The organism is Zhihengliuella alba, assembly GCF_039538765.1.
Taxonomy (GTDB): Bacteria; Actinomycetota; Actinomycetes; order Actinomycetales; family Micrococcaceae; genus Zhihengliuella; species Zhihengliuella alba.
The window spans coordinates 127,348-145,308 of the sequence record NZ_BAABCJ010000006.1 but is presented as its reverse complement, the minus strand read 5'-3'; the positions used below and the strand labels follow the sequence as shown (position 1 = coordinate 145,308).

Sequence of the window (17,961 nt, the reverse complement as noted above, 5' to 3'; positions counted from 1 at the left end):
CCCTAGGCAACGGGGCGGCCCGCGTCGACCGTACCGGCCCGCGGGCCGGGGGTCAGTAGCGGACGCCGTAGGACACGATGTTGTTGACGTACGCCAGCGACGTCACGGAGATCTGCTGGGCGGCCGGCACGTTGGGGTTGCGCGCGTGGACCACCTGGCCGTTCCCGAGGTAGATGGCGACGTGGTAGATGCTGCCGCCCGAGTTCGCGGAGAACACCAGGTCGCCGCGGCGCAGCTGGCTCAGCGGGACCTTGGTGCCGGCACCGTACTGGCTGCCCGACGTGCGGGGCAGCGAGACGCCGGACTGCGCGAAGGCGCGCTGGGTGAAGCTCGAGCAGTCCCACTGGCTGGGGCCGTTGGCGCCGTACCTGTACGTGTTGCTGTTGTCGGCCGCCGTGTTGAGGGCCCAGGAGATGGCCGCTTCCTTGCTGCTGCCGGAGGCGACGGGCTGGACGGGCTCGGGGGCCGGCTTCGGCTTGGGCTTGGGCTTCGGCGCGGGCGCCGGGGCCGGAGCGGGCGCCTGGGTGCGGGTGGGCGACGGCGCGGGCGTCGCGGTGCGCGTCGGCGTCGGCGTGGGCGTGGGCGTGGGCTTCGGGGACGGCTTGGGAGTCGCCTTGGGAGTCGGCTTCGGCGTGGCCTTCGGCGTGGGGGTCGTCTCCCGGGTCGGAGTCGCCGCGGGTGCGGGCTGGGGCGCGCGCGTCTCGCGGGCCGCGGGCTCGGCGGCGGCCTCCGCCTCGGCGGCCGGGCCGGGCTCCGGGGTCGGGCGGTTCACGATGGTGTTGGACGGCGCGGCGGCCGGCACGGCCGGGGGCGGCGCCGGCAGGTCCGGGGCGGCGACCGGCTGCGGGGCCTCCGGGGCGGCGGCCGGGACGACCTCCATGGCCTCCGCCAGCTCGGCCTCGCGCTGCTCCTCCTCGACCTGGGCCATGCGGGCGGACTCCTCCGCGGCGGTGGTCTCCCGCAGCTGGGCGAGCTGGTTCACGAGCTGGGTGCGGGCCTCCTGCTGCGCGGCCAGCGCGGCCTCGTAGTCGGCGCGCTCCCGCTCCGCGGAGGCGAGCGCCTCCTCGCTGACGCCGGCGGCGTCGGCCGCGGCCTCCTCCAGGTCCGAGGCGTAGGTGCGCCACTGCTCCCAGAGCTGCGCGGCCTGGGTCGCCGAGGCCAGCGTGTCGGCCCGGTTGGAGGCCAGGGCCGTCATCGTGGCGGTCTTGTAGAGGACGTCGTTGGACTCGTCGTTCTGCGTGAGCAGCGCGTTGACCGCCGGGTTCACTCCGCCGTTGCGGTAGAGGTCGCTGGCGATCTCGCCGACCTGCGACTTCACGGCGCTGTAGTATTCCTCGGCCTTGGCGGCGTTCTGGCGGGCCTCCTCGGCCGCGGCCGTCTGGACCGCGAGGGCCTCCTGGGCGGCGGTGGCCGCCTCCTGCTCCACCAGGGCCGAGGCCTCGGCCTCGCCGAGCCGGGCGCTGGACTCGAGGATGGCCTGCTCCACGCGGGCGATCATGGCGTCGAGCTGGGCGGGGTCGGACTTGGCGGCCTCGATCTCCTCGGCCGAGGGCAGGCGCGTGGTCGACACGAAGGAGGAGGGGACGAACGAGGAGCCGACGGCGGAGGGGAGTGGCCCGGCGAGCGGGGCGGCGGCCGCGGACGTTCCGGCGAGAGCGGTGCCGGCGACCATGGCCAAGGAGCACAGAGCTGTAACGAAGACTTTCCGCTGCGCCATAGAGATTCCCCATCGAGTGACGTGCCGTTCTGCGCCGACACGGGGCCGGCCCAGCGGTGGTCAAGAGTGACACACCGTAAGTGACCATATGTCACAGTCGCATCACAGGCAACAGTAAGATCACGCGCCACACGAATCACAGCGGTGTCATTTCGTGACCATCGCGTGTCCGTCCGGGGTCGAGCGCCACCGCGCCGGCGGCACGGATGCGGGCCCACGGGCTGGTGCGACGTCCGGGGAGCGGGCCCCGTCAGCCCCAGCCGAGCGCGTGGAGCCGTTCGTCGTCGATGCCGAAATGATGCGCGATCTCGTGGACCACGGTGATGCCGATCTCCTCCACGACCTCGTTCTCCGACGCGCAGAGGTCGAGGATCGCGTCCTTGTAGATGAAGATCCGGTCCGGCATGGTCACGCCGCCCCAGTCCATGCCGCGCTCGGTGAGCGGCACGCCGTCGTACAGCCCGAGCAGGACGGTCTCCGGATCCTCGCCCGGCTGCGGGACGTAGCGGTCCTCGATGAAGATGGCGACGTTGTCCATCATGTCCAGCAGCTCCTCGGGGATGGACCCCAGGGCCTCGTCGACGGCCGCCTCGAAGTCGTCCTCGGTCATCTGGAAGGGCATGGGAACGACTCTAGTCGCCCGCGTATGAACGTCCGCGCGGCTTTTGGCGTTGCCAGAACGTCTGCCGTATAGTTGTCTGGGTTCACAGCGCGAGCGATCGGGCTGAGTCCGGCCCCCATCGTCTAGTGGCCTAGGACACCGCCCTTTCACGGCGGCGACACGGGTTCGAATCCCGTTGGGGGTACGAGACCTGAATCACACCAAGTCAGAGTTGCGAAGCTCGTGAAGGCTCTGGTAGGGTTTAGGTCTTGTGAGCGAGGCTGGTCCTCGCAAACTGCAAGGCCCTGTAGCGCAGTTGGTTAGCGCGCCGCCCTGTCACGGCGGAGGTCGCGGGTTCAAGTCCCGTCAGGGTCGCTTGGATGTTCCGGCAACGGAAGATCTCGGTGATCATCGAAGATGATGCCAGGCTCTGTAGCTCAGTTGGTAGAGCGTTCGACTGAAAATCGAAAGGTCACCGGATCGACGCCGGTCGGAGCCACCAGCTTGAAAAGCCCCCGGAGGGATTCCCTCCGGGGGCTTCTTCGTGCCCGGTTCTCTCTGGTCCCGGGTGCTCTCCGGTGCCGGGTTGCCCTCCGCACCCGGTGATGTTCGTGCCCGCCGGAGAGGGGCGGCGGTAGGCTGTTTAAAGCCGCACGTGAGGTGCGGCGCAGCACCCCTCGAAAGGCATGGCAGCGATGGATTCGGAGCAGATTCCGCAGCACGGTCCGGGGTCGGCGGACGGCCGGCCCGCCGCCGGTCCGAGCGTTCCCGCGCCGACCGGGCAGGTGCCCGGAGCCACCCAGATCTCCGAGGCCGCCGTCGCCCGCGTCGCAGCCGCCGCCGTCCGCACGGTCCCGGGCGTCTACTCGCTCGGCACGGGGGCCGGCCGGGCCCTCGGCGCCCTCCGCGGCCGCGTCGCCGGGGCCAACGAGTCCACGGCCGGCGTCAGCGTGGAGGTCGGCCGGGTGGAGGTCGCCGTCGACGTGGTCCTCACGGCCGAGTACGGCCGTCCGCTGCACGACATCGCGGACGACGTGCGGGCCGCGGTGTTCTCCTCGGTGGAGGAGCTGACCGGGCTGCGCGTCATCGAGGTGAACGTCGAGATCGGCGACATCCAGCTGCCGCCCACCGCTCCGCTGCCCAGCGGCGACCAGCCCGTCGAGACCCACCCGTCCAAGGGAGAGACCGCATGAACTACCCGACTCCGCTTCCGCCCGTCGCCGTCAGCCTGCTCGTGGCGATCGCCCTCGCCTGGGCCGCCCTGGAGCACGGGGTCGGGGGCTTCATCCTCATGGCGGTCTTCCTCCTGGTCGGCGTCCTGATCGCCCGCATGGTCGACGGGCGCATCGACGCCCGCAAGTTCTGGGAGCTCCTGACGGGACGGCGGTCGTCTTCGTGAGCCAACTCGCGGGGCACACGCGCATCAGCACGCAGGCCCTCAGCGGCGTCGCCAGGGCGATCGCCTCCGACCTGTTCGCCGTCCCCCCGGGCCGCATCAATGTGGTGCTCGACGACGACCTGGGCCGTCTGGCGATCGGCCTCAATCTCCCGCTGCCGCTGCACGCGCCGGGGCCGCAGGGCGCCAGCGTCTGGGACCGTGCCGTCCTCACCCGGGACGAGGTCCGCGACCGGTTCACCCGGCTGACCGGATCGGAGGTCAGCCGCATCGATGTGCGCGTCACCGGACTGCTCCAGCCGGACCACCGGTCGCGCACCGGACGAATCGAAGGGAGGCCGGCGTGAATCCGCACCCGACGGGGCCGCAGGAGCGGACGGACGACGCCGCCCGGGAGCGCGAGCGCGCCCGGATCGCGCGGCGCCAGCTGCGCTCCCCGCGCTCGTTCGCGTCCATCGTGGCCGCCCTCCTGGTCGCGGCGATCTGCCTGTACTTCATGTTCGAGGCGGCCATGAAGTCGATCGGCCAGGACGTCTGGATCAAGTCGCCGGGCCAGTGGTGGGACTGGTTCGCGCAGCTGCCGCGCACCGCCGACCCCGTTCTGCTGCCGCTCGCGAGCCTGCTGCTGCTCCTGATCGGGCTGTACTTCCTCCTGCAGGGGATCCTGCCCGGCCGGAAGGCGCGTCGGATCCTCCCCAACGACCGCGCCGTGGTCCTGGTGGACCACGAGGTCATCGCCGCGACGCTCGCGCGCCGGGCCCGGACGGAGGCCAACGTCAGCCCCGAGCAGGTGATGGTCGTCGTCGGGCACACCCTGGTGGACGTGAACGTCCGTCCGACGTCGGGCATCCGGCTGCGGACGGACGCCATCCAGCGGGCCGTCGAGGACGAGCTGGTCCGCAACCTCGTGGACCCGCTGCCGAAGGTCCGCGTCCGCATCTCCGAGTCCGGCGTGGTCGGGCAGTGAGGAGGGAATCGTGAACCAGACACCGCGCGGGCTGAACCGCACGCTCCTCGTCGTGATCGGCCTGCTGTTCGCGGCCGTGGGCCTCCACGGCCTGCTGATCTCGGCGCTGCCGCGCTACGCCGCGGGATGGCGGGGCCTCGCCGACTCCGTGGGGGAGGCCGTCGAGCACGGGCTCCGCGAGACCGCGATGGCCGGCCAGTCCACGTCGTGGATCTGGGTCGTCGTCGTCATCGCGCTGATCGGCATCGTCCTGCTCATGGTGGGCTGGATCGCCGTGCAGGGCAAGGGACGCACCGGCGTCTTCGCCGAGGCCTACTTCCCGGGCGCCGAGGACCCGGCCGCGCGGACGGCGGCGGCCCCGGCCACCCCGGGCAGCGTCGAACTCGGCGCCGCCGTGCCCGAGCAGGCCGTGAAGGCGGCGCTCGTGGGCCGGACGGACCTCGTGTCCACGCACGTCTCCACGTGGGAGACCGGGGGCGACGCCGGCCTGCAGATCAAGGTCCAGCCCCGGCTCGGCGCCGCACCCCTGCAGATCTCGCGCGAGATCGCGGAGACCATCGGCGAGATCGACGCGGCCCTGGGGCGCCGCTCGCTCGTGGTCATCCACCTGGCCGCCGGCGCCCGGACCCGCATGTCCCGGGCCGAGCGCGTCCGCTGATCGCGCGGGCCGGCCGGCCCCTGGGCCTCAGCCCAGCCAGACCGCCGCATCGGGCGAGAGACGGTTGACGCCTTCGGACTCCACCACGGCGTCCGGCGAGCTGACCAGCAGCAGCGGCTCGCCGACGGGCAGGTCGATCGGCTCGCCGCCCATGTTGGCGACCACCACGATGCCCCCGTTCGTGTAGGCCAGGATGCCGGCGTCCGGCGCGTTCAGCTCGTGCCACCCGAGCGAGCCGGTGCCGAGCCCGCGATCGGCGCGCACGGAGATCAGCTCGCGGTAGAGCTCCAGGGTGGACCCGGGCACGTCGACCTGCTGGTCGGCGGCGTAGCGGGCGAAGCTCTCCGGCTGCGGCAGCCAGGGGTCCTCGCCGCCCTCGGGGCCGGAGAAGCCGTACGCGGGAGCGTCGGCGATCCACGGCAGCGGGACGCGGCAGCCGTCGCGGCCGCGCTCGGCACCGTCCGTGCGGAAGAAGCTCGGGTCCTGCCGCACCTCGGCCGGGAGCGTGGTGTGCTCGGGCAGGCCGAGCTCGTCGCCCTGGTAGACGTACGCCGAGCCGGGCAGGGCGAGCATCACCATCGCGGCCGCGCGGCCGCGGGCGAGCCCCAGCTCCTCGTCCGGCTGCTCGTCCTCGGCGGAGATCCCCTTGGGGAACGACGTCGGATCGCTGAGCCCGAACCGGGACGTGTGGCGGACCATGTCGTGGTTGGACAGCACCCAGGTCGGCGGGGCCTCGACGGCGGCGGCCTCGGCGAGCGTCTCCGTGACGTTCTCGAGGACGTTCCGCGCGTTCCAGCCCGCCAGCAGGAAGCCGAAGTTGAAGGCCTGCTGCATCTCGTCGCTGCGCACATACCGGAACAGGCGGCTCATCGGCTCCACCCACGCCTCGGCGACCATCATCCGGTCGCCGTCGTACTCGGAGAGCACCCGGTGCCAGGACCGGTAGATCTCGTGGACGCCCTCCTGGTCGAAGTAGGGCGGGGCGGCGTCCCCGGAGGGCGTCATGTTCTTCTCGGGGACCCGGGGGACGCCCTGGTCCTCGGCGGGCAGGTCGACGGGCTTCTCCGTCGCCTCGATCTCCTCGTCCCGGGAGGCCTCCTCCGCGGCCGGCGCGTCATCGCCGCCGCCGACCATCGCCACCTTGCTGGACCAGTCCGGCAGGCCCTCGGCCTTGACCATGCCGTGGGCGACGTCCACCCGGAAGCCGTCGACGCCGCGGTCCAGCCAGAAGCGCAGGACGTCCTCCATCTCGGCCCGGACGTCCGCGTTGCCCCAGTTCAGGTCGGGCTGCTTGCTGTCGAAGAGGTGCAGGTACCACTGGCCCGGCGCGCCGCCGTCGTCCTCCACGCGGGTCCAGGCCGCACCGCCGAAGACGGACTGCCAGTTGTTCGGCGGCTCGTTGCCGCCCTCGCCCTTGCCGTCGCGGAAGATGTAGCGGTCGCGCTCCGGCGACCCGGGGCCCGCGGCCAGGGCCTCCTGGAACCAGACGTGCTCGTCCGAGGTGTGGTTGGGGACGAGGTCCACGATGATGCGCAGGCCGAGGCCGTGGGCCTCCTCCAGCATCCGGTCGAAGTCCTCGAGCGTGCCGAAGAGCGGGTCGACGTCGCGGTAGTCGGCGACGTCGTAGCCGGCGTCGGCCTGCGGCGACTTGTAGAAGGGCGAGAGCCAGACGGCGTCCACGCCCAGGCGCCGGAGGTAGGGCAGGTGCTCGGTCACGCCGCCCAGGTCGCCCATGCCGTCGCGGCTGGAGTCGGCGAAGGAGCGTGGATAGACCTGGTAGATGACGGCGTCGGCCCACCACGGGCCGTCGGCGCGGAGCGCGGCGTTCGAATCGGGCGTAGTCAAAGCAGAGTCCCCTCGAGTTGCGGTCTGTTGTCGGCGTCGTTGCCCGGGTGCGGCCAGTCTAAACCGGCCCCGGCCTCAATTGGAGCGGGCGCGGTGGCGCACGGCGGCCCAGCGGTTGGTCAGCCTCCGGTAGGCCGCGGCGGCGCCGAGCATGTCGCCCTCGCGCAGGGACTCGATGCCCAGGCGCAGGTCCTGCGGCGACTCGTCCGGCCACACGAACTCGGCCAGGAGCCCGTAGTCCAGCTCCACCACCGAGTCGTCGTGGAAGGTCTGGAGCCACTCCGCCAGCCCGGTCAGATCGTCCAGCAGGTCCATCTCCGGGGCGTTCACCGCGAGCGACGCGGCGGCGAGCCGCACACGCTCCAGCACCTGCACCAGGGGTGCGCTGAGCCGCACGCCGACCAGGGTGTCGCCGTCCTCGTCCAGCTCGGCGTGATCGTCCTCGTGCACGGCCACGAACCATTCCAGCGGCACGCCCCAGACGGACGTGCGCGTGTGGAGGTGGGCGAGGTCGTCGGCGAACTCGTCCGAGTCCAGCCGCTCGGCGTTCGCGGCGCGGGCCGGCTCGGGGATGACGAGGGACAGCAGCTGCGGCCGCATCAGCCGGTCCAGCTGCTCCGCGGCCAGCGTCGCCCGGGTGGAGAGCTGGTCCGGGCAGTAGAACGGGGTGGTCGCCGCATGGTGCCCCGGGTAGTGGAGGACCCGGTAGTGCTCGACGCCGGCCGGCGGGTACGGATCGGAGACCGTGCGCAGGACCCGCCGGAGGGCCTCGCGGGCCAGCCGCTCCTCCGCCTCCGCCCGGGGCTCCGGCCGGAGCTGCTGGAGCAGCAGCTGCTCGCGCTCGTCGAACGCGCGCAGCGGCTCGAACACGCGCAGGTGGGCGGTCGGTGGAAGCCGGCGCCGCGCCGTCGCACCCCCTGCGGCCATCGTCAGGCCAGCTCCACCAGCACGGGCGCGTGGTCGGAGGCGCCCTTGCCCTTGCGCTCCTCGCGGTCGATCGACGCGCCGGTCACGCGGCCGGCGAGGGCCGGGGAGCAGAGGGCGAAGTCGATCCGCATGCCCTGCCGCTTGGGGAAGCGCAGCTGCGTGTAGTCCCAGTAGGTGTAGACGCCCGGGCCGGGCGTGTGCGGCCGGACGACGTCGACGAAGCCGGTCTCGAGGAACGCCGAGAACGCGGCGCGCTCGGGCTCGGAGACGTGGGTCAGCTCGTTCTGCACGAAGTAGTCGATGTCCCAGACGTCCTCGTCCTGCGGTGCGATGTTCCAGTCGCCCATGAGCGCGATCTGCGCGTCGGGGTCCTCCTGCAGCCAGCCGGCGGCCTGCCGGTTGAGCGTGTCGAGCCAGGACAGCTTGTAGGGCATGTGCTCGTCGTCGCGGGCGCGACCGTTGGGCACGTAGAGGCTCCAGACGCGCACGCCCCCGCAGGTCGCCGCGATGGCGCGCGGCTCCTGGAGGGGGTCCTTGCCGCCCTTGCCGAAGGCCGGCTGGTCCGGGAACGTCCGCTGGACGTCGTCGAGGCCCACGCGGGAGGCGATGGCCACGCCGTTCCACTGGTTGACGCCGAAGTGCGCGACCTCGTAGCCGTTCATCTCGAAGAGCTCCCAGGGGAAGTTCTCGTCCTTGCACTTGGTCTCCTGGATGGCCAGGACGTCGACGTCCGTGCGGCGCAGCCAGTCCTCCACGCGGTCGGCGCGGGCGCGCAGCGAGTTCACATTCCAAGTAGCGATCAGCACGGGTCCAACCTATCAATCCCGCCCCGGCGCGCCACCAGCGGGGACGCCCGTCCCGGACGCAGGCCGACTGCAGGCAGCGAGCGCGGGTCTCGACAGCACGGTCTCGACGGCGCGGTCTTGACGGGTAACCGCATCGGTGCAATGGTTCATTACATGAGTAATGAACCTAACAACCTCGGCGGCGGAGGTGGGGGCCGTGGATGAGTCGCGGCCGATCTTCCTGCAGGTCGCCGAGCGCATCGAGGAGGGCATCCTCGACGGCACCTACGCCGAGGAGGCGCAGGTGCCCTCCACCAACGAGTTCGCAGCCTTCCTGCGGATCAACCCGGCCACGGCCGGCAAGGGAATCAACCGCCTGGTCGACCAGGACATCCTCTACAAGAAACGGGGCATCGGCATGTTCGTCCGCACCGGGGCGCGCGCCAGGATCATCGACGCACGGCGCCAGGCCTTCGCCGACGAGTACATCGAACCGCTGGTCCGCGAGGCCGCCTACCTGGGCCTCGGACGCGACGAGCTCATCAGCATGATCAACGCGGCCGGCACCGTCCGGACCGGCCAGACCACCGCCACCACAGGAGCGAACTCATGACTACCCCCACGCCAGGATCGGTCTCCGGCGCGGAGTCCGGGAACGACGTCGTCCGGGTCACCGGACTGACCAAGAGCTTCGGGAGGACCCGGGTGCTCGAGGACCTCGACTTCTCGATCGAGCAGAACACCATCACCGGTCTGCTCGGCCGCAACGGCGCCGGCAAGACCACCATCATGTCCATCCTCTCCGGCCAGGAGCCGAAGACCCGCGGCGACGTCCGCGTTCTCGGCGCGGAGCCGTTCGAGAACGCCGCGGTCCTCGCCCGCATGTGCTTCGTCCGCGAGAGCCAGAAGTACCCAGAGGACTTCAAGCCGCGGCACGTGCTGAAGACCGGGCCCTGGTTCTTCGAGAACTGGGACGCCGGGCTCGCCGAGGAGCTGGTGGAGGTCTTCCGGCTCCCGGTGAAGACCCCCATCAAGAAGCTCTCCCGCGGGCAGCTCTCCGCCGTCGCGATCATCGTGGGCATGGCCTCGCGCGCCCCGCTGACGATCTTCGATGAGCCGTACCTGGGACTCGACGCCACGGCGCGCGGCCTCTTCTACGACTACCTGCTCCGCGACTTCATGGAGCACCCGCGGACCATCCTGATGTCCACGCACCTGATCGACGAGGTCTCCAACCTGCTGGAGAAGGTCATCGTGATCGACCGGGGCCGCAAGGTCCTGGACACGAGCGTCGAGGACGCGCGGGACGCGGCGTTCACCGTCGCCGGATCCGCGACGGCGATCGACGACGTGGTGGCCGGGCGCCGCATCCTGCGCACCCAGTCCCTCGGCGGGCTGCGGTCCGTCACCATCGAGGGCGCGGCCGACGCCGCCCTGCGCCGGCACGCCGCGGAGCGCGGACTGGAGATCGGCCCGGTGGGGCTGCAGGAGCTCGTCTCCGCCTACGGCCTCCTGGACGAGGCACCCCGGCCCCAGCGCCCCGCTGGGTCCCGCACATCCGACTTCGAGGAGGTCTCCCGATGAGTTCCGCCACCGCAGCCGCCGCGCCGGCCGCCCCGGCCCGCCGCGGCCACCCGCTCGGCAAGATCGTCCGGCTCCACTTCGTGGACCGGTCCCGCATGATCGACGGGCCCCTGCTCATCATGGGCGGCGTCGTGGTCGTCGTCGTGCTGGTCATGGTCTTGCTGGTCTCCTTCACGGACGTCCCGCGGGCCGAGCTGTCCGAGGGGTTCCGCTACAACCAGGCGGCGATCTGGTGCCTCAGCGGCTACTTCATGAACATCGGGGTCATGGCGTACGCCCGCACCATGCCCTACGCCATGGGCCTGGGCGCCACGCGTCGACAGTACTTCTGGGGCACCACCGTCGCCCTGGCCCTGGAGGCGCTCGTCATCGCCGTCATGATGGTCGTCTTCCTGTTCCTCGAGCGGCTGACCGGCCACTGGTTCACGGGCGCCCGCATGTTCGACACCTACCTCACCGGCAACGGCGACTACGGCAGCCTGTTTGCGATCGGCTTCGGCCTCTCCGCCGCCATGCTATTCCTGGGCAGCCTCTTCGCCGCCCTCTGGATGCGCTGGGGCGGCAAGGGCGTGGTCGCCTGCATCGCCGGCACGGTCCTGGTGCTCCTCGGCCTGGTCGCCCTGGTCCTCTCGCTCGAGATCGACGTGGTCGCCTGGTTCGTCCCGTTCGGGTTCTGGAAGGTCGCGGCCGTCCTGCTGGGCATCTCCGCGGTCAGCGCGCTCGGCTCGTGGCTCGTCCTGCGGAGGGCGCCGCTGGGACGCTGAATCCGGTTGGGACGCTGAATCCGGTTGGAACGCTGAATCCGGTAGGCACGTTGCATCCGGCTGAGGCGCTGAACCCCGCTGGGACGCTGAACCCCGCTGCGGCTACGGCCCGCCGCGGGGTTCAGCGGCTCTCGAGGACGCGGACGGCCAGCTGGACGCGGTTGTCCACGCCGAGCTTGGCGAAGATCCGCCCCGGGTGCGTCTTCACGGTCGGCACGGACAGGTAGAGCTCGTCGGCGATCTCGGTGTTCGTCAGCCCCGCAGCGACGCGGTCCGCCACCTCGCGTTCCCGCTCGCTGAGCCCGGCCAGCGGGTCGTCCCGCGTCGTCCGCCGGCCGTGACGCGTCGCGACGGCCACCAGCCGGGCCAGCACGGCGGGGGAGAGGGCCATGGTCCCCGCCGCGGCCTGCCGGACCGCGGCGACGAGGTCCCGCGGCGGGGTGTCCTTCAGGAGGAAGCCGTCCGCACCGGCCTCCAGGGCGTCGAGGACGAAGTCGTCGGTGTCGTACGCGGTGAGCATGAGGATGCGCACGGCGGAGCCGGCGGCGCGGAGGCGCCGCACGGCCTCGATCCCGTCGCAGCCCGGCATGCGGATGTCCATGAGGACGAGGTCAGGCCGCAGCTCTCCGACGAGCCGGACGGCGGCGGTCCCCTCGCCGGCCTCGCCGACGACGCCGATCCGCCCGTCGGCTGCCCGCTCGTCGGCTGCCCGCGCATCGCCTGCCCGTCCGTCGGCTGCCCGTCCGACGTCGGGCCCGCGGTCTCCTGCCGCGTCGGGCCCGACTGGGCCGCGACCGCCGTCGTCCGCGACCGCGGCCTGGCCGGCACCGTCGAGGATCATGCGCAGCCCGGCACGCAGGAGCGGCTCGTCGTCGACGATCAGGACGCGCACCGGCGCTCCGGCCGCGGCGCGGGCGTCGCCGTTCAGCCCTGCCACGGCAGCCACGCCTCCACCGCGAAGGTCCCACCGGCGGGCCGGACCTCGAGGCGGCCCCCGAGGAGCTCGACCCGCTCGCGCAGCCCGATGAGGCCGAAGCCGCCCTCGCCGGCCCGCGGCCCGGCGACGGACGGGTTCTCGGCGGTCAGCACGATGCCCGGCCCCGGGCCGCCCGAGAGGCCCAGCCGCACCGGGCGCCCGGGTGCGTGCTTCAGGGCGTTGGTCAGGCACTCCTGGAAGAACCGGAAGACGGCCCGCGAGGTCACCTCCGGCAGGTCGGCGGCGGTCCGCTCCGCCAGTGGTCCGGACGCGGTCAGCTCCACCGGGGTCCCGCTGTCCCGGGCGGTCGCGACCAGGTCCTCGAGCGCGGCGAGCGTCGCGTCGGGCGTGGTGCCATGGTCCTCCTCGCGGAGCACGGTCAGCACCGTGCGCAGCTCCTGCGACGCGGTCCGCGCGGTCTCGCGCACCAGCGTCGCCGTGCTCCTGACCGTCTGCGGGTCGAGGTCGGCCCGGTACTCCAGGGCGCCGGCGTGCAGCGAGATGAGGCTCAGCCGGTGGGAGAGGGTGTCATGCATCTCGCGGGCGATGCGCGTCCGCTCGGCCGCCCGGACCTGCTCCGCGTGGGCGGCCCGCTCGCGCCGGGCCGTCGCGGCCTCGTTGCGCAGGGACCTGATCAGCTCGCGGCGACTGCGCTGGGCGGCACCGACCAGGCCGGCCACGGCCGGCACCGAGGCGGCGATGAGGACCACCGCCCACCACGGCGTGGCCATCCCCGGGTCCACCGGCTCGGGCTCGATCACCAGGACGCTGAGCGCCACGGCCGCGAAGAAGACGCCGGTGAGCGTCCAGAACCAGGGCAGGGGCCGCCGTCCCGCGAACGACGCGAGGACCACCACGCACGCCGCCATCGCGAGACTGGACACCGCCGTCGTCGCGACCACGGCCACGCCGGCCGCGAGCGTCCACCAGGCGTCGCGCGCTCGCAGGGCGACGGGCAGCACCGCCAGCGCGACCAGTCCGAGCAACAGGTCGCCGAACAGGAGCAGCATCAACCGCAGCGACTCGTCCGGAGGCACCGATCCGGGGTCATCGGGCAGCATGCTGCCGCGCGCCACGACGAACGCCAGCACCCCGACCAGCGCCGATGCCAGCACGGTCGCGGCGGTGCGCCAGGCCGAACCGCTGGTCCTCATTCCCATGCCCCCAGCGTAGGGACCGCATCCGCCTCCCGGTGTCGTCCAAGAGGATGAACCTGCCTCATCCCTCCGGCAGGCAAGAGGGGACGCGCGGCCGATACCGCCGCGGCCGCCACCGGCCCAGGCTGGTTCCATGACGGCTCGCCTGAGCGCCGCAGAGCGCATGAACACCCCGCTGCCCTTCCATCGGCTGGCCCGCCGGTACCGGTCCTACCGTTGGTGGCGGCCCCTCCTGGCCCTCGTCACGACGCTCGGCGTCTGGTGCGCGATCGTGCTGGTCCTCGGCGTCGCGGCTGTCCTCGTCTCGCTGGCCGCCCCGGGGCTCGGGGTCTCGCTGGACGAGGCGCTGACGGCGGCCGGGCCGGGCGACCTGCACGATCCGGCCACCGCCCTGGTCATGCTGCTGATGCTCGCGGCGGGACTGCCGGCGGTCCTGCTGGGCGTGCGCGTCGGCGGGTGGAGGCCGGCTGGCTCCGTCTCGTCGGTCGTCGGGCGCCTCCGCTGGGGGCTGCTCGCCCGGTGCGCGGCCGTCGCCGTCGTCCTCCACGCCGTGGTCAACACGGTGGGACTGCTGGTGGCTCCGCCCGGCGAGGCGCCCGAGGGACTGCCCGGCGGCGTGCTCGACGGCGGGCCCCTGCTCACCGGGCAGGGCCTGTGGCTGCTGCTCATCGCCGTCCTCGTGGTGCCGTTCCAGGCGGCGGCCGAGGAGTACGCGTTCAGGGGCCTGCTGATGCAGGCCATCGGCTCCTGGCTGCGGCACCCGGCCTGGGCGATCCTGCTGCCGGCGCCGTTGTTCGTGCTGGGCCACGCCTACGACTGGGCCGGGCAGACGGACATCCTGGTCTTCGCCCTCGCCGCCGGCTGGCTGACCTGGCGCACCGGCGGGCTCGAGGCGGCCATCGGCCTGCACGTCGTCGGTAACTGCACGGTCTTCGCGCTCGGGGCGTTCGGGCTCGCGGATCTGAACGCCACGGAGATCGAGCCGCTCGCCGTGGTCGTCTCCGTGGGGCTGACCCTCGCCTACACGGCGATCGTGGCGCGTAAGCGCCGCTGGTGGTCCCGCGACGCCGGCGAGCACGACGGCGGCGGCGCGCACGACGGCGGACGCAACACGGGCGCCCCGATTTTGCCGGTGTGCCGTACGCCATAGACTGGAGACTCCACGGGAGCCCGGCCACGGGCTGAGAGGGCGTTCGGCGCCGACCGTAAGAACCTGATCCGGTTGAGACCGGCGTAGGGAGGACTCCTCATGAACCTGTACGCGCCATCGCCCGGCGCCGCCGCGCGCGCCCTCGTGCTCGGCGGGGGCGTCGTCGGCCTGTCGACCGCGTGGGAGCTCGCGCGGCGCGGCCACCCCGTCACGCTCGCCGATCCGGATCCCGGCGGCGGGGCGAGCTTCGCCGCCGCGGGCATGCTGGCTCCGGTGAGCGAGTTCCACTACCAGGAGCAGGACCTGCTCCAGCTGACGCTGGTGTCCGCCGCCGCCTATCCGGGATTCGTCCGCGACCTCGCGGCGGCCGGCGGCACCGATCCCGCCTACCGGCGGACCCCCACGATGGTGGTCGGCCTCGACTCCGCCGACCGCGCCGCGCTCGCCGACCTCGCCGCCGCCCAGCGCGCCAACGGCCTCGAGGTGGAGCACCTCGGCACCCGCGAGGCCCGACGGCGGGAGCCGCTCCTCAGCCCCGGCCTCACCAGCGCCCAGGTGGCCCCGGGCGACCACCAGATCGACCCGCGCGCCATGGTGGCCTCGCTGCGGGCGGCGCTGGCCGCCCTGCCGCACGTGCGCACGGTGGCGGCGACCGCCGTGGAACTCCTGCACACCGACCCGGCGGACCCCGAGCGGGTCACGGGCGCGGAGCTGAGGTGCGCCGAACTGCGCTCCGCCGAGCGAGTCGAGGCGGACGAGACGGTGCTGGCCGCCGGTCTCGGGGCTTCGGCCGTGGCGGGCCTGCCCGCCGGGCTGGACCTGCGGCTGAGGCCGGTCCACGGCGACATCCTGCGACTGCGCGTCCCGGAGCGCCTGCGCCCGCTGGTGCAGCACACGGTCCGCGGGCTCGTCCACGGACGGCCGGTCTACCTGGTCCCGCGGGAGGACGGGACGGTGGTCATCGGCGCCACCCAGCGCGAGGACTCGGCGCCCGGACCGAGCGCCGGCGGCGTGTACGAGCTGCTGCGCGACGCCCAGGCCCTGGTCCCCGCCGTCGCCGAGCTGGAGCTCGTCGAGGTCACCAGCCGTGCGCGGCCGGGGACCCCGGACAACGCGCCACTGCTGGGCCGCTGCCGCCGGGCGGACGGGAGCGATGTCCCCGGGCTCGTGATCGCGACCGGCTTCTTCCGCCACGGCGTCCTGCTGTCCCCGGCGGCGGCCAGGATCTGCGCCGACCTCGTGGAGCAGGGCCCACTCGAGCTGGACCCACACGAGCAGAGCCCACGCGAGCTGGGCTCCCTCGATCTCGCGCCCTTCCGCCCCGACCGCTTCTCCCGGCCGGTGTTGCAGCCGGCCCGACCCACCCCCGCAAGGAGCACCCTGTGAACGTCAGCATCAACGGCCGCCCGGCGGTCCTCGACGACGGCGCGACGCTGCGCGACGTCGTCGCACTCACCATCGGCCGCGAGCTCGACGACGCCGGCAGCCCCCGCGACGGGCGTCGGCTCGGCGTGGCGGTGGCGGTGGACGCCGGCGTCGTGCCGCGCAGCAGCTGGAGCCGCACCGCCGTCGTCGACGGCACCGACATCGAGATCCTGACCGCCGTCCAGGGAGGCTGACCATGCAGACCACATCAGAGAGCACCACATCCGGGAGCATCACCTCCGGGAGTGCGGCCCCGACCGGATTGTCTGTAGCTACAGACAGTGCGCCCGGGTTCGCCGCGAACACCGCACCCGTCGATCCGCTGGTGATCGACGGCGTCGCACTCGGCTCGCGCCTCATCATGGGCACGGGAGGCGCGCCCAGTCTCGACGGGCTCGGCGCGGCGCTGCAGGCGTCCGGCACCGAGCTGACCACCGTGGCCATGCGGCGCTACAGCCCCGAGACCGGAAGCTCCCTGTTCGAGCTGCTCGAGGACCTCGGCATCCGCGTGCTGCCCAACACTGCCGGCTGCTTCACGGCCCGGGACGCGGTGCTCACGGCGGAGCTGGCGCGCGAGGCCCTCGGGACGGACTGGGTGAAGCTGGAGGTCGTCGCCGACGAGGAGACCCTGCTGCCGGACGCGGTGGAGCTGCTCGACGCGACTGAGCAGCTCGTGGGCCGCGGGTTCAAGGTCTTCGCCTACACCAACGACGATCCGGTGCTCGCGCTGCGCCTCGAGCAGGTGGGGGCGGCCGCCGTCATGCCGCTGGGCGCGCCGATCGGCACGGGCCTCGGCGTCCTCAACCCGCACAACATCGAGCTGATCGTCTCCCGTGCGTCCGTTCCGGTGGTGCTCGACGCCGGCATCGGCACGGCCTCGGACGCCGCCCTGGCCATGGAGCTGGGGTGCGACGCCGTGCTCCTCGCCACCGCGGTCACCCGCGCGCAGGACCCCGTCCGGATGGCCGCGGCCTTCCGGCACGCGGTGGCCGCGGGTCGGCTGGCCCGCGGCGCAGGCCGGATCCCCAAGCGCGAGCACGCGCAGGCCTCATCGCCGATGGCCGGCCTGGTCGGCTCGGCTGGCTGACGAACGCCGTCCGTCTGACTCAGGGGAGGCTCAGCGCCACCACTCGTCGAAGACGGTCACCGGCACGGTGCGCTTGTGCCGGGTGGCGAGGTAGCGCTTCTCGATCTTCTCGGCCTCGTCGGCCGGGATCTGGCGCCCCTCGAGATAGTCGTCGATGTGCTCGTAGCTGATGCCGAGCTCGTCCTCGTCGGCGCGGCCGGGCTGGTCGTCCAGCAGGTCGGCCGTGGGCACCTTGGCCCACAGTTGCTCCGGGGCGCCCAGGTGCTTCACCACCTGGCGCACCTGGCGCTTGTTGAGCCCGAAGAGCGGCAGGATGTCGGCCCCGCCGTCGCCGAACTTGGTGAAGAAGCCGGTGACCGATTCGGCGCCCTGGTCGGTGCCGAGCACCAGCAGGCCGCGCTCGCCGGCCAGCGCGTACTGGGCCACCATGCGGATGCGGGCCTTGATGTTGCCGCGATTGAAGTCGGTGATCTCCCGGCCCGTCGTCGTCCGGAACTCGTCCTGGAGCCCGTCCACGCCGGGCTTGACGTTGTAGGTCCAGGTGGTGGTCGGCTGGATGAAGTCGAGGGCCAGCTGCGCGTCGTCCTCGTCCGCCTGGACGCCGTACGGCAGCCGGACGGCGACGAAGTCGGACTCGTGCCCCTCGGCACGCAGCTCGTCGACCGCGAGCTGAGCCAGCCGCCCGCCGAGCGTGGAGTCGACGCCGCCGGAGATGCCGAGCACGAAGCCCTTGGTCCCGGTGGCGAGCTGGTAGTCCTTGAGGAACTGGACGCGGCGCGCCACCTCCTCCGCCGGATCGATCTCCGGCTTGACGCCCATTTCCTGGATGATCTTCGCCTGCAACTCACGCATGGCGCCAGCATACCGGCGGCGGGGTCGGTGGCGGCTAGACGTAACCAAAACAAAACCTCAGATTCACGGG

General features: G+C 72.6%; 20 protein-coding genes, 3 tRNA genes and 1 riboswitch. Of the genes, 15 read left to right on the top strand and 8 right to left on the bottom strand.

Features of this window, described 5'->3' with window-relative positions; translation table 11 throughout:
• Window positions 1-52 precede the first annotated feature (52 nt).
• Both ABD784_RS12245 and ABD784_RS12240 read right to left on the bottom strand, forming a co-directional pair.
• Window positions 53-1,717, bottom strand: a complete 1,665-nt coding sequence (locus tag ABD784_RS12245) for a C40 family peptidase (RefSeq protein WP_344885073.1) — start codon at window positions 1,715-1,717, stop codon at window positions 53-55.
• 250 nt (window positions 1,718-1,967) lie between these two features.
• Complete coding sequence (locus ABD784_RS12240; RefSeq protein WP_344885070.1) at window positions 1,968-2,339, bottom strand: metallopeptidase family protein; 372 nt, start codon at window positions 2,337-2,339, stop codon at window positions 1,968-1,970.
• 111 nt (window positions 2,340-2,450) lie between these two features.
• On the opposite strand from ABD784_RS12240, the gene ABD784_RS12235 reads away from it, so the two are divergent.
• The 8 genes from ABD784_RS12235 (at window position 2,451) to ABD784_RS12200 (ending at window position 5,339) form a co-directional block, all read left to right on the top strand.
• Window positions 2,451-2,523: transfer RNA gene (locus ABD784_RS12235), tRNA-Glu, on the top strand.
• 96 nt (window positions 2,524-2,619) lie between these two features.
• Window positions 2,620-2,693 (top strand) — tRNA-Asp (locus ABD784_RS12230).
• 51 nt (window positions 2,694-2,744) lie between these two features.
• A tRNA-Phe gene (locus ABD784_RS12225) sits at window positions 2,745-2,820 on the top strand.
• Window positions 2,821-3,013: 193 nt separating this feature from the next.
• Window positions 3,014-3,511, top strand: a complete 498-nt coding sequence (locus ABD784_RS12220) for an Asp23/Gls24 family envelope stress response protein (RefSeq protein WP_344885067.1) — start codon at window positions 3,014-3,016, stop codon at window positions 3,509-3,511.
• On the top strand, window positions 3,508-3,717 hold the full coding sequence (locus ABD784_RS12215) for a hypothetical protein (RefSeq protein WP_344885064.1): 210 nt from the start codon (window positions 3,508-3,510) through the stop codon (window positions 3,715-3,717). Before ABD784_RS12220 ends, ABD784_RS12215 begins: the two co-directional genes overlap by 4 nt.
• On the top strand, window positions 3,714-4,061 hold the full coding sequence (locus ABD784_RS12210) for a hypothetical protein (protein WP_344885061.1): 348 nt from the start codon (window positions 3,714-3,716) through the stop codon (window positions 4,059-4,061). The genes ABD784_RS12215 and ABD784_RS12210 overlap by 4 nt, the downstream gene beginning before the upstream one ends.
• Window positions 4,058-4,681: a hypothetical protein gene (locus ABD784_RS12205; protein ID WP_344885058.1), complete on the top strand. Its 624-nt coding sequence runs from the start codon at window positions 4,058-4,060 to the stop codon at window positions 4,679-4,681. The genes ABD784_RS12210 and ABD784_RS12205 overlap by 4 nt, the downstream gene beginning before the upstream one ends.
• Window positions 4,682-4,691: 10 nt before the next feature.
• Window positions 4,692-5,339 (top strand): hypothetical protein, encoded by a 648-nt coding sequence (locus ABD784_RS12200; RefSeq protein WP_344885055.1) that lies wholly within the window; start codon window positions 4,692-4,694, stop codon window positions 5,337-5,339.
• A 27-nt stretch (window positions 5,340-5,366) separates the two neighbouring features.
• Here the strand turns inward: ABD784_RS12200 and ABD784_RS12195 are convergent, their stop codons facing one another.
• The 3 genes from ABD784_RS12195 to ABD784_RS12185 form a co-directional block, all read right to left on the bottom strand.
• Complete coding sequence (locus ABD784_RS12195; RefSeq protein ID WP_344885052.1) at window positions 5,367-7,184, bottom strand: glycoside hydrolase family 13 protein; 1,818 nt, start codon at window positions 7,182-7,184, stop codon at window positions 5,367-5,369.
• A 75-nt stretch (window positions 7,185-7,259) separates the two neighbouring features.
• Entirely contained in the window at window positions 7,260-8,111 is an 852-nt protein-coding gene (locus tag ABD784_RS12190; protein ID WP_344885049.1) for a hypothetical protein, read from the bottom strand.
• Between the two features lie 2 nt (window positions 8,112-8,113).
• Entirely contained in the window at window positions 8,114-8,917 is an 804-nt protein-coding gene (locus ABD784_RS12185) for an exodeoxyribonuclease III (protein ID WP_344885046.1), read from the bottom strand.
• 160 nt (window positions 8,918-9,077) lie between these two features.
• Here ABD784_RS12185 and ABD784_RS12180 point away from each other — a divergent pair, with 160 nt between their 5' ends.
• From ABD784_RS12180 to ABD784_RS12170, 3 genes are read left to right on the top strand one after another with little or no spacing between them, the layout of a single operon-like run.
• Window positions 9,078-9,509, top strand: a complete 432-nt coding sequence (locus ABD784_RS12180; protein ID WP_344885043.1) for a GntR family transcriptional regulator — start codon at window positions 9,078-9,080, stop codon at window positions 9,507-9,509.
• The gene (locus tag ABD784_RS12175; RefSeq protein ID WP_344885040.1) at window positions 9,506-10,480 is read left to right on the top strand and encodes an ABC transporter ATP-binding protein; all 975 of its coding nucleotides are present in this window, start codon (window positions 9,506-9,508) and stop codon (window positions 10,478-10,480) included. Before ABD784_RS12180 ends, ABD784_RS12175 begins: the two co-directional genes overlap by 4 nt.
• A complete protein-coding gene (locus ABD784_RS12170; protein WP_344885037.1) occupies window positions 10,477-11,244 on the top strand; it encodes a hypothetical protein in 768 nt (255 codons plus the stop codon). The genes ABD784_RS12175 and ABD784_RS12170 overlap by 4 nt, the downstream gene beginning before the upstream one ends.
• Window positions 11,245-11,365: 121 nt before the next feature.
• On the opposite strand, the gene ABD784_RS12165 is transcribed toward ABD784_RS12170, so the two are convergent.
• Window positions 11,366-12,181, bottom strand: a complete 816-nt coding sequence (locus tag ABD784_RS12165) for a response regulator transcription factor (RefSeq protein ID WP_344885034.1) — start codon at window positions 12,179-12,181, stop codon at window positions 11,366-11,368.
• Window positions 12,169-13,380: a sensor histidine kinase gene (locus ABD784_RS12160; protein WP_344885031.1), complete on the bottom strand. Its 1,212-nt coding sequence runs from the start codon at window positions 13,378-13,380 to the stop codon at window positions 12,169-12,171. The genes ABD784_RS12165 and ABD784_RS12160 overlap by 13 nt, the downstream gene beginning before the upstream one ends.
• Before the next feature lie 130 nt (window positions 13,381-13,510).
• Here ABD784_RS12160 and ABD784_RS12155 point away from each other — a divergent pair, with 130 nt between their 5' ends.
• From ABD784_RS12155 to ABD784_RS12140, 4 genes are all read left to right on the top strand, one after another.
• Window positions 13,511-14,527 carry a CPBP family intramembrane glutamic endopeptidase gene (locus ABD784_RS12155; RefSeq protein WP_344885028.1) on the top strand — a complete coding sequence of 339 codons (1,017 nt, stop codon included), beginning with the start codon at window positions 13,511-13,513 and terminating at the stop codon, window positions 14,525-14,527.
• A 2-nt stretch (window positions 14,528-14,529) separates the two neighbouring features.
• Window positions 14,530-14,634, top strand: a riboswitch (TPP riboswitch).
• Entirely contained in the window at window positions 14,627-15,913 is a 1,287-nt protein-coding gene (gene thiO, locus ABD784_RS12150) for a glycine oxidase ThiO (RefSeq protein WP_344885024.1), read from the top strand. (Overlaps the previous riboswitch by 8 nt.)
• Entirely contained in the window at window positions 15,910-16,146 is a 237-nt protein-coding gene (thiS, locus tag ABD784_RS12145) for a sulfur carrier protein ThiS (RefSeq protein ID WP_344885021.1), read from the top strand. Before thiO ends, thiS begins: the two co-directional genes overlap by 4 nt.
• 2 nt (window positions 16,147-16,148) lie before the next feature.
• Window positions 16,149-17,039, top strand: a complete 891-nt coding sequence (locus tag ABD784_RS12140) for a thiazole synthase (RefSeq protein ID WP_344885019.1) — start codon at window positions 16,149-16,151, stop codon at window positions 17,037-17,039.
• Window positions 17,040-17,069: 30 nt separating this feature from the next.
• Here ABD784_RS12140 and nadE read toward each other — a convergent pair whose 3' ends face one another.
• Window positions 17,070-17,891, bottom strand: a complete 822-nt coding sequence (gene nadE, locus ABD784_RS12135; RefSeq protein WP_344885016.1) for an ammonia-dependent NAD(+) synthetase — start codon at window positions 17,889-17,891, stop codon at window positions 17,070-17,072.
• Between the last annotated feature and the right edge of the window lie 70 nt (window positions 17,892-17,961).

Coding starts and splice junctions, on each gene's coding strand:
- ABD784_RS12245 (WP_344885073.1), bottom strand. CDS start 1,717: ATGGCGCAGCGGAAAGTCTTCGTTACAGCTCTGTGCTCCTTGGCCATG.
- ABD784_RS12240 (WP_344885070.1), bottom strand. CDS start 2,339: ATGCCCTTCCAGATGACCGAGGACGACTTCGAGGCGGCCGTCGACGAG.
- ABD784_RS12220 (WP_344885067.1), top strand. CDS start 3,014: ATGGATTCGGAGCAGATTCCGCAGCACGGTCCGGGGTCGGCGGACGGC.
- ABD784_RS12215 (WP_344885064.1), top strand. CDS start 3,508: ATGAACTACCCGACTCCGCTTCCGCCCGTCGCCGTCAGCCTGCTCGTG.
- ABD784_RS12190 (WP_344885049.1), bottom strand. CDS start 8,111: ATGGCCGCAGGGGGTGCGACGGCGCGGCGCCGGCTTCCACCGACCGCC.
- ABD784_RS12180 (WP_344885043.1), top strand. CDS start 9,078: ATGAACCTAACAACCTCGGCGGCGGAGGTGGGGGCCGTGGATGAGTCG.
- ABD784_RS12175 (WP_344885040.1), top strand. CDS start 9,506: ATGACTACCCCCACGCCAGGATCGGTCTCCGGCGCGGAGTCCGGGAAC.
- ABD784_RS12170 (WP_344885037.1), top strand. CDS start 10,477: ATGAGTTCCGCCACCGCAGCCGCCGCGCCGGCCGCCCCGGCCCGCCGC.
- ABD784_RS12160 (WP_344885031.1), bottom strand. CDS start 13,380: ATGGGAATGAGGACCAGCGGTTCGGCCTGGCGCACCGCCGCGACCGTG.
- ABD784_RS12155 (WP_344885028.1), top strand. CDS start 13,511: ATGACGGCTCGCCTGAGCGCCGCAGAGCGCATGAACACCCCGCTGCCC.
- thiO (WP_344885024.1), top strand. CDS start 14,627: ATGAACCTGTACGCGCCATCGCCCGGCGCCGCCGCGCGCGCCCTCGTG.
- ABD784_RS12140 (WP_344885019.1), top strand. CDS start 16,149: ATGCAGACCACATCAGAGAGCACCACATCCGGGAGCATCACCTCCGGG.
- nadE (WP_344885016.1), bottom strand. CDS start 17,891: ATGCGTGAGTTGCAGGCGAAGATCATCCAGGAAATGGGCGTCAAGCCG.